This window comes from Synechococcus sp. WC101, from assembly GCF_047461555.1.
In the GTDB taxonomy this organism is placed as follows: Bacteria; Cyanobacteriota; Cyanobacteriia; order Thermostichales; family Thermostichaceae; genus Thermostichus.
Genome location: NZ_JANSHG010000067.1, coordinates 1 through 12,309 on the forward strand (window position 1 = coordinate 1; position 12,309 = coordinate 12,309).

Below are 12,309 nucleotides of genomic sequence, written 5' to 3' on the forward strand. Positions count from 1 at the left end.
AAGCAGCAACTCCGAGAAGTGATTCTCGGAAGCTCCCGTCTACAGCCCGTCAGGGCTTAGCGGGAGAGGATGTCACGTTTCGGCGTGATTTGGAGTAGCTATATCAAGCTGGGGCTGAAGATGGCGGCGGGATCAAACTGCTGCTTCAGCTTGCGCATTAGGGTCGCCGTCGGGCCGAAATCGTGGGCCAGAGCTGTCTTCAGGGCTGCCGGTGCCTCCAGCAGCAGGAGAAACCCGCCCACCGACTTGAGGTGGCGCTGTAACTGTAGCAGGGATCCCACCTCAGGCTGGGAGATCCAGGCTCGCCCCAATCCACAGCCGCGATGCAGTTGCACCTGAGCGTCGGGAAATAGAGACTGAAACTGCTCTAGAGTAGCCAGGCTCTGGCTAGGCAAGCAGCCGAACTTGGCCAACACCATCCCCGCACGGCGGGAGGGCAGAGGCGGGGCTTCAGGTCTTGCCTCTTGCCAGCTCAATCCTGCAGGAGCTAGCTGTTGCACCTGGGTCATCTGTTGGGCAATTACCCGCTCGGAGCCGTGGAAATGGAGGCAGAGCTGGGGCCCTTCTGCCTTCAGCCAGAGATCCACCCCCACCGGGCTGACCGGCGCCCTCAGCACCTGCCGAGCCAAGGCTTCCAAATCGGGCAGGGATCCTGTAGCCACCAAAGTTGCTTGGGCTGCCGGCAGGGGATAGAGCCGTAGGGTCGCCTGCGTCAGGATCCCCAAACTGCCCAGGGATCCGGCGAACAGTCTCGTCAAGTTATAGCCGGCCACATTCTTAACCACCCGCCCACCCGCTTTGGCCACCTCCCCATCGGCCCGTACCCAGGTGATGCCCAGCAGCAAATCGCCGATCCCACCGTAACGCCAGCGCAGCGAGCCCGTATCGGCCGTGGCGACGATGCCCCCCACTGTGGCCCAGTCAGGGTAAAGGGGATCCACCGGCCACCATTGCCCCCGCTCTGCCAAGATGGCTTGTAGCTCCCCTAGGGTCATACCGGCCTCCACTGTCGCCGTTAGGTCGGCAGCCGCATGGTCGATCAAGCGGCGCAGCCCACGGGTACTGAGGATGAGATCCACAGCCTCCAAGCGAGGAGCCCATCCCCACTTGCTCCCCTGCCCGAGCGGCAGCACCTTCCGCTCGCGGCACTCTTTTAGGAGCTGCGCCAATTCTGGAACCGTCGAGGGAGTTTGGATGGGAATAGGAGCGGCCTGGCCGGAGAGAAAATCTGTCAGCGGCGGAGAAAAAGCCATCGAGAAGAGCTAAGCCCAAAAGGCCGGCAACATCTGATCCCCTAGCTATCGGGATCAACTTGCCCAATTTCAGTGTAGGGGGCAAACTCCTCACCTGGGCAGCACAGCCACAGATGGGTACTTGATGAGGCTTAGAATGCAGCCAGCTTCCCAAGTTCCCTCGCCGGGAGCGGAGGGCTGAGAGGGGTCGCGGCAGCACGGGCTGAACTCAAGTAATCTGGCAGCCGCTCAAAATCTGTCAAATCTGTCTCCAATGAAACCAACCCAAGCTCAACTCGATGACGCGAAGATACTTGAAAAAAACAGAGCAACAGGATGGCGATTGCCCCTTTTTAGATGAAGGAAAAACCTCGATAAACCGGAAGAGCCGCAACTTAGATCGACAATTCCCGTTAACAGCGAGCTAAGAGCTTAACTTACTCCCCAAGTCTCGGCACCAGCAAATTAAACAGCAGATAGATGTAAAGATTTATATCAAAATTCGAAACTTCTTTGCGCGACGTGGTACTCTAACTTGTAAAGTTAAGCTTGGGTTAAAGCTATCAAATGCCTAAAGCTAAAACTGCCTGCAAGTAAGTCCGTAAGTAAGTATTTTGTCTGGTCTTGGCTAAAGTTTCCCTCTGCCATACTGTTTGCAAATTTTTCTGACTGCAATTTAAGGTTCGGTTATCCCCTGACACCGACATGGTGCAAGACTTGCGCTCTTCATCGGGATCCCTGGAACAGTGCTTTGGCCAGATGCCACTCTTGGTCGGGTTCGACAGCCCCCTTGCCGAGGTTCTCTCCCTGTTGGCGCAAAAGAATGGCTCCCGGCCCTACGCCTTGGTGGTGGATGCAGGCCGAGTGGTGGACATTTTGACGGCTGTGGATTTGACACTCCCACCCAGGGGATTCTTACGCAGCCCAAAATGGACTCGCAAAGGCGCTGTCAAGACGCCCCTAGACAGTCCTTTGAGGCATAACCTCAAAGTTCTGCTTACTTCGGACTTAAGTTCCTCCAGGTTAGTTATTGCCGCGCGGGTTTTGCACCGCAGTAGGTTGTTTTCCTGGAGAAGCTCTGTACTAACTATAACAAAGAAGCAACTAAAGTGGCTCAAGGGCTTTTCCGCCCCGTACTTTAGTACGGGGCTACCAAGCTATCCTTTTGTGTTGCGGTGGGTGGCCAGCGACCGATCTTGGCAGGGATCCACCCTGGCTGAGGCGATGACCGCCCCTGTTGTAACCTTGGCCGCCGGCGACTACCGGGATCCGCTGGCGTTAAGGATCCCCCTTTTGTCTATTGGCCCCCGGAGGAGATGGAGAAGATCGCCACCGCCTTCGCCCAGGGGCTGGCTCAGGGTCGGCCCCCGCAGGGTTGGGAGCTGACCTTTATGCGTCGCAACGGCGAGCGGTTTCCGGTGCGGATTTTGGATGCCCCCTGGCAGGATGCCCAGGGGAAGGTAATCGGCATTGCCAGCGTACAGGATTTGACCCAGGAAAAAGAGTTGCAGAACCCACAACAAAAACGGCAGCACTCGCTGCACGATCAGCCAGATCTGTTTCAAAACCTCTTTGAGCAAGCCCCGGTGGGCATGGCAGTTACGGATGCGGCGGGGCAGATCGTCAAGGTGAACGAGAGCTTTTGCCAGCTCACCGGCTACACCGAGGCCGAGCTCTTGAGCATGAATTACGCCGACCTCACCCACCCTGAGGATCTGCGGCAGGAGGCAATCTATGTCGAAGAAATACGAGCGGGCCGCCGCCGGGGCTACCGCATGGAAAAACGCTACATCCGCAAAAGCGGCGAGATCCTCTGGGTTGACCTCTCGTCTTTTGTGGCGGAGACTCCCGACAAACAAATCTACGGCATTGCCTCCATTGTCGATATTACCGAGCGCAAGCGAGCCCAGGAGCAGGCTCAACTGCAACTCCACCAAGCCCGGCTGCTCAACCGCATCGCCCAAGGGATCCGGCAATCGTTGCAGGTGGAGTCCATCCTGGGTTTTGCCGTAGAAGAAGTCCGCCGTTTGTTGGATGTGGAGCGGGTGGTGATCTACCGCTTTTTCCCCAATTGGGTGGGCGAGATCGCCATGCAATCGGTCAGCCGGCCAGAGTTGAGCCTGCTGGGCCTGGTTATCGAAGATCAATGCTTTGTTAGCCAGTGGCACCAGGCCTATCAGCAGGGCCGCATTTCGGCCATTGAAGATATCGACACCGCCCCCATCCAGCCCTGCCACCGCGAGCTGCTGGCCGGTTTGGGGGTGCGGGCCAACTTGGTGGTGCCCATTTTGCAGGCGGCTGGCCCTGACGGCAAAGACAGCGAGCCGGCCCGCCTCTGGGGGCTGTTGATCGCCCACCAGTGCAGCGCCCCCAAACAATGGGATCCCTGGATGCCGGATTTTTTGCGACAAATTGCCGATCAACTGGGGCTGGCGCTGCAACAGGCGGAGCTGTTTGAGCAACTCCAAGCTGCCAACGCCGAGCTGCGCTACCAGGTGGAGGTGCGCAATGCCGAGCTGGCCCAGCGGGTGAGATACGAGCAACTGCTGCGGCTGATTGGCGACAAGGTGCGCTCCAGCCTGGACGAACAGGAGATCTTGGCCACCGTGGTGCGGGAGCTCACCCAGGCTTTCCAACTGGGCGCCTGCGGTGTGGCCCTCATCCATCCGGAAACCCAGACCTACACGCTGGCCTACGAAGCGGCGGGATCCCTGCCCCCCCTGGGCAAGGTCACTCTGCCCTTGGATCCCGTGCTTTTGCGCCAGCTCCGCCAAGGCCAGACCCTCTACCTCAGCACGGATCACCCGCTGCGGGGGCGCTGTACCCTGCTTGCCTGCCCCCTGGTTGTAGAAGAGCAAGAAGGGCAGCTTGTCTCAGGCACCGGCTCGTTGCTGGGCTTTCTCAAGTTAGTTCGCCTGCCCCAGGAGGGCTTTACCGAGGCCGAGATCCACTTTGCCGAGCAGGTGGCCACCCAGTGCAGCATCGCCATTCGCCAGGCCCGCCTCTACCAGGAAACCCAGGCTCAGCTCCAGCAACTGCAGCAGCTCAACGAGCTCAAAGAAGAGTTTCTCAGCATGGTCTCCCACGAGCTGCGCACGCCTCTGACCAGCATGAAAATGGCCCTGAAAATGCTGGAGGTGCGCGGCCTTTCCGAGGCGCAGATCCCCTATTTCAACATCCTCAAACAGGAGTGGCAAAAAGAGCTGGACTTGGTCAACGACCTGCTGGACTTGCAGCGGCTAGAGGCCGGCAGCCGCAGTCTGGAGATCGCCCGCTTCGAGGTGCGCGAGTGGCTGGAAAAGCTGTTGCCGCCCTTTGCCCTGCGCTTTCAAGAGCGCCAGCTCACCTTTATCTCCTACCTCCCCTCTGAACCCATCTTGTTCAACACCGATGTGGGGCTGCTCACCCGCATCTTGAGCGAGTTGCTGGCCAACGCCGCCAAGTACACCCCTGCCGGCCAGCAGGTTCATCTGGAAGTGGCGGTCGATTCGTCGGGTCTCCATTTGCAGGTCACCAACACCGGTGTCGAGATCCCAGCGGAGCACCTGCCGCGCATCTTCGAGAAGTTCCACCGCATCCCGCACCTGGACTACGCCCACCAGGGGGGCACCGGCTTGGGCCTGCCGCTGGTGAAAAAGGCGGTGGAGCTGTTGCAAGGGATCCTGCAAGTGGAAAGCGGCGAGAACCGCACCCTGTTCGCGGTCAGCCTGCCGGATTTGGGCAGTTCCGCCCTCACCCCCAGCCCCTCTCCCTCAGGGAGAGGGGAGCTAGATGACCCTGGGCAGCGTTGCCGGTCAAACAGCCGCCATGGCTAGCCGTTGGCTAAGGACTCCGTCCCGCCGACGCGAGCGGCAGGAGGGGGTTCTTTTGCCGGCGAAGGGGGAGAGGAGAGCAGTTGCTGCTCCACCAGGCGGGCAAACTCCCGCTCGAAGCTCACCAGGGCGCGGTTGGTTTTGCCTCCCAGGTAGAGCCCTGCTTCCGTCTCCAGGGCCCAAACTTGGCTGTAGCTGAAATAGCTCATCGCCACCCCCAGCATCAGCAGCCCAAAGCCGAGATAGACCAGCGGGATCCCTGGGTCGGATTTAATCTGCAGACCGGTGGCGCCGATAACCTCGTCTAGGTGCAGGGTAAGACGGTTGGGGAAGCGCTGGGGGGCAACTTCGTCCAGGGCCAGGCTCATGCCCTGGCGCAGGGATCCTATCCACTGGCCTTGGGTGTCGTAGAGCAGGGCCGTCCCCTGCAAATCGGGCAACAACAGCGTCAGGCCCTCGCTTAGGTCTGGCCGGGTGGGGACAAAAGCGCCCCAGAGCTTGCTGCCCGCTTGGGTGGGCACTGGCACCACCGGGATTTGAAAGGGAGGGCTGTTGTTGAGGCGGATGCGGATGCTGTCGATGCTCCAATCAGCCTGGTAGAGGGTCACCCCCCGGTAGGAGAGGGGATGGTTGACGGAAATGGTCTGGCGTTTGACCTCCTGGCCCCCATCCAAAATCGAGAGATCTGAGTAAAACTGCTTCACCCGGCCATCAGGAGCATAGTCAATCCAGAAGCGGTTGACCCGAATTTGCCAGGTGGGTAGATGAGCCAGATCCCCTGCCCCGGTTACCTGTTCAATGGCGGCGACGCTGCCGCTGGGGATCAGCGCTTGGGCCTTGAAGCCGGCAAGGCTGCCCCAGATGGCCCCCAGCAGGATCAGCAGCAGGCTGACGTGCACCAGGATAGGCCCAAACCGCCCAATCAGACCCTTGCGGGCGTAAAGTCGGGATCCGTCCTGAAACACCGCATAGCCCCGCTGGCGCAGCCGCTGCGGCAGCCCCTGCAGGGAGCGTTGGGGCAGATAGGTCCAAAAGGGCAGCCGCTGGAAGGAGTGGGGACGGGTGAGGTAGCTCCAGCGACGGGCCACCTTGAGCATCGGCCACTGGCGCGTCAAAGAACAGGCGGCCAGGCTGCTGCCAAAGAGGATCAACAGGGCCAGAAACCAAGAGGTGCGATAGACGTGATCCAGCCCCAGCTTGAGGATCAGCCGCCAGGTGAGAAAGCCAAACAGGGCCGGATGCTCGGGGTAGTGGGCCTGATAGAAGGCCACGGTTTCCTCTTGCTCGATGACCGTGCCAACCGCGCTCAAAAGGGCAATTGCCAAGAAAAGGCCGATGGCCAGACGCAGATCCGCCAGCAGCGGCAGCAGCTCATGGCGAAAGTACCGACGCAAGGGGGAAAGCCACCGCGACAGCGGCAGAGAGGGGATAACCATGGGAAGTTGTCAGCTCAAGATCTGAACTGCCCCCCAACTGGAGGGCAGCCCCATCTTAGCTTGCAGCAGGGATCCCTTAGGCCCAAGCGGAGAGGATCGTCACGGTGCCAAAGCCCACCAACACCACGCCACTGGCATAGGTAAACCAGATCGACCAGCGCCGCAGGGCCAACAGTTGCTTCATCGAGCCGGCGAACACCCCCGCCAACAGCAGCGGCGAGACCAGCCCCAGCGCATAGGCCAGCAGCAGCCCGCCCCCCACCCAGGGCTGCCCTGTGGTGGAGACCCAGCCGAGCAGGGCCACCAAAACCGGCGTGCTGCAGGGAGAAGCTACCAGGCCAAAGGTGGATCCCAGCAACACCGACCGGCCTAGCCCAGGCCACTGGCCAGGGATCTCCAACCGGTTAAACCAATCGGGGAAGCGCAAGGGGACAACTTCCAGCAGGTTCAGGCCCATGAGGATGGCGATCCCTCCCGCCACTAGGGATCCAAAGGCAGCGGTTTGTCCATAAACCCGGCCTAGCAAAGCTGCTCCCAAGCCCAGCCCGCTGAGCGTCAAAGCCACGCCAGCCGCAAAGCCTAGCGATTGCACCCAAACCTGCCAGCGCACTTCTCCGGCAGCGGCGGGGGTAGTGGGAGCGTAGCCGCCGATGTAGCCGATGGTTACCGGCAACAGGGAGAGCATACAGGGAGAAAGGCTGGTGACCAGACCTGCCAGACCCACCAGCAGCAGGCTCAGCGGAGAAAGGTGCTGCAGTTGGCCTTGGACAAGTTGCGTTGCCCATTGTTCCAGGTGGTAAAGCCAAAGCTGAAGGGTATCGGCCATAGCAGAAGCCATCGAGTCCAACCCTAAGCTAGCTCGAGGAATCCAAGCCAGAACAGATTGGCGCCAACTGGGAGCTTCAGTCCAGAAAAGTTGGGGAGCTACTTGGACTGTTGGTAGGTGGCAATGCTGCTGGCGATCACTGCCTCGGTTTCGGCTAGGCCTTTCCAGCCCAAGATCTGGGTTTCTTTCTTCTCCAGGCGCTTGTAGGTGGCGAAAAACTCGGCAATCTCGTCCAGGCGGTGCTGGGCAATATCTTCCAGCCTGGTTACGGAAGCATAGCGAGGGTCCTTAGCGGGCACGCACAACAACTTCTCATCCGGCTCCCCCGCATCGATCATCTGCAGCATGCCCAGCGGGCGCACCGCAATCACACACCCTGGAAAGGTGGGCTGATCCATGATCACCAGGCCATCCAAAGGATCCCCGTCCCCTGCCAGCGTATTGGGCACAAAGCCGTAGTCGTAGGGGTACTGCACCGAAGAGTAGAGCACCCGGTCTAGGGCCATTACGCCCATGTCTTTGTCAAACTCGTACTTGTTCTTGCTCCCGCCCGGAATCTCAATCAGGAGGTTAAGTAGGCCTGGCTTTGGTTGGGCAGGGATCCGCGACAGGTCGATCACAGCAATTACCCTCGGAATAGGTGAAACGGCCAGAGGGCATTATAAATCGAAGCGTTCCTTCAGCAGCGGCATCCCAACCCCAACTAGGGGTGACCAGCAAGTCGGGAGGCACAAGCCCCGGACTTTAGTCCTGGAGATAAGTCTCCCCATCTCGACATCCTGCAGGCTGGAGTCGACTGCCCACGCTTTCGATGTCCCTGCCGTCGCCCAGGAGTCGGGGTGATGGCGCCCCCGGCCTCCCTTTCATCCCCCCGTATAGGGTGGGAAAAAGGGGGCGCGGTGGCAGCGGCGCCAGCCCGTCCGCGTAGCTTGCGACAAGCGAGAAAGAATCCTCGTCCTCTCGGGCTGAGGAGAACATCAAGCTTGCATCCCCCGCCCAACTCCTCGGGCAAGATTCGAACTTGCGACCAATCGGTTAACAGCCGACCGCTCTACCGCTGAGCTACCGAGGATCGAAGTATTTTCCATCGTAGGAAAAAAAAGGCCATCAAGCAACTCCCGCGGAGGAAGAAATTCTTGGCTCTGTCCAGGCCATGGTTCAAGCGGCTGTAAAGCTGCTGCCCACCGGCGCGCCAAGGCAAGCTGGGGAATGGCGTCAACCTCAGTTGTGAAAGGGGATGGCCAACAGAGGCAGGAGAGCCAGCCCCAGCCAGGCCCAACCCTGCAGGGAAAGGTGGGAGGCGACCGGGCCTGACTCCTCTTGCTGCAATAGGGCATCGATGCGCTCTTGCAGCCGTCCCCCCGCACCGGATCCCATTTCTAGGGCAAAGCCAACCCAAGCCGCTGCCGGTTGCTGCGCCATGCCATAGCCCACCACCTGCACCAGAGCCTCTCCCAGCACCAAGGGATCCACCCGTTGGGCCGCCCAGCGATCTGCCCGCAGCTCCCGCAGGGTGAGCAATTCCTGCCAGAGGACCTCTGTATTCGGCAGCCAGCCGCTGAGATGGCGCAGCCAGCCCACCGCAAACATCCACAAGGTATCGCCGTAGTGGCGGTGGGCCTCTTCGTGGGCCAGCACCGCCCGCAGGTGTTCTTCATCCAACTGCTCCAGCAGGCCGCGACTGACCACCAATTGCGGCTTCCATACCCCCACTTGGGCAGCAAAAGGGATCTCCAAATTCAAGACATAGGCCGAAGAGCCATACAAATTGACTTGGGCCAGAGCCCGCAGGCGGGCGCGTCGGCAGACGCGCCAGTACTCCCAAGCCCAGCGCAGGGCCACGCCTGCAGCCAGCGCCAGCAACAGCAGCGCACAGCCGTAGCAGAACCAGCCTCCTGCCCCGGCCATTTGTCCCCACGGCCCCATCCAAGCCAAAGCAAGGGCAGTCATTAGCAAAAACAGCGGCGGCAGCAAGAAGTGGATCCAGGCCCACTGCCAGCGCTGGGCCCAGGAACCAGCTCGATCCAGCCGCACCTGGGCCCGCCACAGCCAACTCAGGGCCAAACCCAACAGCAACATGCCCAAGTGGCTCATTGGGGATCCCTCCTGGCCTCGCGGGCCGCCCGCAACCGCTCGGCAATCGCCTGCAACTGGGACACGCTGGCCTGATCCAGGCTATCGGCAAAGGCTGCCACGGTGTCTGGGTCGCCCACCGCCAAAAACTGCTGCAACTGGGCAAAGGCCCTGAGGCTGGCAGCTTCCTGGCGAGAAAGACGGGGCCGCCACAACATCGGCAGACTCCGCCCTTCTGCATCGGTGCGACGTTCACAGCTCACCCAGCCCTTCTGGCTTAGGCGCCGCAAAACGGTAGTTACAGAGGCATAGGCCAACTCTCGGTCGGGATCGGCCAAGATGCGCTCGTGGATTTGGCGGGTGCTGGCACTGCCCAGCTCCCAAAGGATATCGAGGATCTCGGATTCCAGAGGGCCTAGTGAGAGTTGCTTGGGACGATGCTTGGGCAACATAAACCCTGGCAGGGTAGGGATCCCTATCTAGATTGACATACTCTCATACTCTCCACAGCTATGGCTTGCTGGAGCACCGCGGCAGAATGGCTCAGGGAGCAGTCCGGAGAGCGCCGTCTTCCGAGAGGAAGCGGGAGCTGAGGAAAGGACGCAGCGCCTGGGGGATGCGAATCGAGCCGTCCGGCTGCTGGTGATTTTCCAACAGGGCGGCCAGAGCCCGTCCCACCGCTAAGCCGGAGCCGTTCAAGGTGTGGACGAAGTGGGTGCCCTTTTGCCCTGCTTCTTTGTAGCGCAGGTTAGCGCGGCGGGCCTGGAAATCCCAGCAGTTGGAGCAACTGGAGATCTCGCGGTAGCGGTTTTGGGAGGGGAACCACACCTCCAGATCGAAGCAGCGGGCTGCTGAAAAACCTAGATCGCCGGTACACAGCTCCACTACCCGGTAGGGCAGCTCCAGCATCTGCAAAATGGCCTCGGCATCTTGCACCAGCTTTTCGTGTTCTGCCTCCGACTGGGTGGGGTGGGTAACTTTGACCAGTTCCACCTTTTGAAACTGGTGCAGCCGGATCAGGCCCTTGGTGTCCCGGCCATAGCTGCCGGCCTCGCGGCGAAAGCAAGGTGTGTAGGCACAGAAATAGAGCGGCAGGCGCTCGGCTGGGATCACCTCCTCCCGGTACAGGTTGGTGAGGGGCACTTCCGCCGTCGGGATCAGCCAGAGGTCGTCGTCGGCACAGCGGAAGCTCTCAGCGGCAAACTTGGGCAGTTGCCCTGTCCCCTCCAGAGCAGCGCTGTTGACCAAAAAGGGAGGGATCACCTCGGTGTAGCCAGCGGCAATGTGGCGCTCCAGCATCATGGCGATCAAGGCCCGCTCCAGAGCCGCCCCTGCCCCTACCATAGCCACAAAACGGCTCTGGGCTACCTTGACGGCACGGCCAACCTCCAGGAGGCCCAGCTTTTCGGCAACCTCGTCGTGGGGAAGGACGGGGTGGGTGGGTTTTAGCTCATCGCCCCAGCGGCGCACCTCCACATTGTCGGCCTCATCCTGGCCAACCGGCACGCTGGGCAAGGGCAAGTTGGGCAAGGTGAGCAACCGGGCGCGCACCTCCTCCTCCAGCTCCCGCTCCCGCTGTTCCAGTTGGGCGATCTCGGCCTTGAGATCTGCCCCCTGCTGCCGCAGGGCCGCCACCTCCGCTCCCTGGGGATCCGCTCCCTGGCGGATGAGCTCGCCGACCTTCTTGCCGAGGCTGTTGCTTTCTGCCTGCAGAGAGCCGCGTCGGGCCTCCAAGCGGCGGCGCTCCCGATCCAACTGGAGAATGCCGTCCAGGTCGACACTGGCCCCGCGCTTGTCCAGGGCTTGGCGTACCTCTTCTGGGCGATCCCGCAGCAGCTTCAGATCCAGCACGAGACTTGCCTGTGAGACGACCTCTGGCTATTGCTTCAGCCAGCTAAACATGGCCCTTAGCTCTTTGCCCACCTTCTCGATGGGGTGCTCCGCCTCGCGGCGGCGCATTGCCGTAAAGCCGGGCTTGCCGGCCTGGTTTTCCAAGACAAACTCGCGGGCAAACTGGCCGCTTTGGATTTCTGACAGGATCCGCTTCATTTCAGCGCGGGTTTGCTCGGTAATAATGCGGGGGCCACGGGTGTAGTCGCCGTATTCTGCTGTGTTGGAGATGCTGTGGCGCATCTTTTCCAGGCCCCCCTCGACGATGAGATCCACGATTAGCTTAACCTCGTGCAGACACTCGAAGTAGGCCAGCTCCGGCTGGTAGCCTGCTTCCACCAGGGTCTCAAACCCCGCCTTGATCAAAGCCGTGAGGCCGCCGCAGAGCACCACCTGCTCGCCGAAGAGATCTGTTTCAGTTTCCTCGCGGAAACTGGTCTCCAAAATGCCGGCCCGCGTGCCGCCGATGGCCTTGGCATAGGCCATGGCCCGCTCCCGCGCCATCCCGGAGGCATCTTGATGGACGGCAAACAGACACGGCACCCCCTGGCCTTCCTGGTAGGTGCGCCGCACCAGGTGACCGGGGCCCTTGGGAGCGACCATGATGACATCCACGTCTGCGGGCGGCTGGATCTGCCCGAAGTGGATGTTGAAGCCGTGGGCAAATAGGAGCACCTTCCCCGGCTTTAGATGCGGGCGGATCTCGCTCTGGAAGACGGTCTTTTGCACTTCGTCCGGTAGCAGGATCATCACCCAGTCGGCGGCAGCCGCAGCATCTGCTACAGTCTTGACCGTCAACCCGTCCCGCTCCGCTTTGGGCCAAGAGGGGCTGCCGGGGTAGAGGCCGACGAGGACGTTGACACCGCTGTCGCGCAGGTTGAGGGCGTGGGCATGGCCCTGGCTGCCGTAGCCGATGATGGCGACGGTCTTGCCGTCCAGCAGATCCAGGTTGGCGTCAGTGTCGTAGTAGAGGCGGGCCATAGTCGGGCTGGGTAGTTTGGTGAGCTGGCGTTTGATTAGGATAGCAGGATCTGGGGGAT

General features: G+C 61.0%; 9 protein-coding genes, 1 tRNA gene and 1 pseudogene. 2 read left to right on the forward strand and 9 right to left on the reverse strand.

Annotation, left to right across the window (positions count from 1 at the left end; all coding sequences use genetic code 11):
• Positions 1–98 precede the first annotated feature (98 nt).
• Positions 99–1,253 carry an FAD-binding oxidoreductase gene (locus NW809_RS06250; RefSeq protein ID WP_011429169.1) on the reverse strand — a complete coding sequence of 385 codons (1,155 nt, stop codon included), beginning with the start codon at positions 1,251–1,253 and terminating at the stop codon, positions 99–101.
• Positions 1,254–2,539: 1,286 nt separating this feature from the next.
• Between NW809_RS06250 and NW809_RS06255 the strand changes: the two are divergent.
• A pseudogene (locus tag NW809_RS06255) lies at positions 2,540–2,734 on the forward strand (PAS domain-containing protein); the annotation flags it as partial.
• Between the two features lie 3 nt (positions 2,735–2,737).
• Positions 2,738–5,047, forward strand: a complete 2,310-nt coding sequence (locus NW809_RS06260) for a GAF domain-containing protein (RefSeq protein WP_414401751.1) — start codon at positions 2,738–2,740, stop codon at positions 5,045–5,047.
• On the opposite strand, the gene NW809_RS06265 is transcribed toward NW809_RS06260, so the two are convergent.
• From NW809_RS06265 to ilvC, 8 genes are all read right to left on the reverse strand, one after another.
• Positions 5,044–6,480: a cytochrome c biogenesis protein gene (locus NW809_RS06265; protein WP_011429167.1), complete on the reverse strand. Its 1,437-nt coding sequence runs from the start codon at positions 6,478–6,480 to the stop codon at positions 5,044–5,046. The two genes, NW809_RS06260 and NW809_RS06265, sit on opposite strands and share 4 nt — an antisense overlap.
• Positions 6,481–6,556: 76 nt before the next feature.
• Positions 6,557–7,306, reverse strand: coding sequence for a cytochrome c biogenesis protein CcdA (locus NW809_RS06270; RefSeq protein ID WP_011429166.1), 750 nt, complete (start codon positions 7,304–7,306; stop codon positions 6,557–6,559).
• A gap of 98 nt (positions 7,307–7,404) precedes the next feature.
• A complete protein-coding gene (locus tag NW809_RS06275) occupies positions 7,405–7,923 on the reverse strand; it encodes an inorganic diphosphatase (protein ID WP_041438773.1) in 519 nt (172 codons plus the stop codon).
• Positions 7,924–8,306: 383 nt separating this feature from the next.
• Positions 8,307–8,378, reverse strand: a tRNA-Asn gene (locus NW809_RS06280).
• Positions 8,379–8,527: 149 nt separating this feature from the next.
• The gene (locus NW809_RS06285; protein ID WP_099812561.1) at positions 8,528–9,400 is read right to left on the reverse strand and encodes a M56 family metallopeptidase; all 873 of its coding nucleotides are present in this window, start codon (positions 9,398–9,400) and stop codon (positions 8,528–8,530) included.
• A complete protein-coding gene (locus tag NW809_RS06290) occupies positions 9,397–9,831 on the reverse strand; it encodes a BlaI/MecI/CopY family transcriptional regulator (RefSeq protein ID WP_011429163.1) in 435 nt (144 codons plus the stop codon). The genes NW809_RS06285 and NW809_RS06290 overlap by 4 nt, the downstream gene beginning before the upstream one ends.
• 91 nt (positions 9,832–9,922) lie before the next feature.
• Positions 9,923–11,230: a serine--tRNA ligase gene (gene serS, locus NW809_RS06295; RefSeq protein ID WP_414347049.1), complete on the reverse strand. Its 1,308-nt coding sequence runs from the start codon at positions 11,228–11,230 to the stop codon at positions 9,923–9,925.
• 27 nt (positions 11,231–11,257) lie between these two features.
• Complete coding sequence (gene ilvC, locus NW809_RS06300) at positions 11,258–12,250, reverse strand: ketol-acid reductoisomerase (RefSeq protein WP_099813279.1); 993 nt, start codon at positions 12,248–12,250, stop codon at positions 11,258–11,260.
• Between the last annotated feature and the right edge of the window lie 59 nt (positions 12,251–12,309).

Coding starts and splice junctions, on each gene's coding strand:
- NW809_RS06250 (WP_011429169.1), bottom strand. CDS start 1,253: ATGGCTTTTTCTCCGCCGCTGACAGATTTTCTCTCCGGCCAGGCCGCT.
- NW809_RS06265 (WP_011429167.1), bottom strand. CDS start 6,480: ATGGTTATCCCCTCTCTGCCGCTGTCGCGGTGGCTTTCCCCCTTGCGT.
- NW809_RS06270 (WP_011429166.1), bottom strand. CDS start 7,306: ATGGCCGATACCCTTCAGCTTTGGCTTTACCACCTGGAACAATGGGCA.
- NW809_RS06285 (WP_099812561.1), bottom strand. CDS start 9,400: ATGAGCCACTTGGGCATGTTGCTGTTGGGTTTGGCCCTGAGTTGGCTG.
- NW809_RS06290 (WP_011429163.1), bottom strand. CDS start 9,831: ATGTTGCCCAAGCATCGTCCCAAGCAACTCTCACTAGGCCCTCTGGAA.
- ilvC (WP_099813279.1), bottom strand. CDS start 12,250: ATGGCCCGCCTCTACTACGACACTGACGCCAACCTGGATCTGCTGGAC.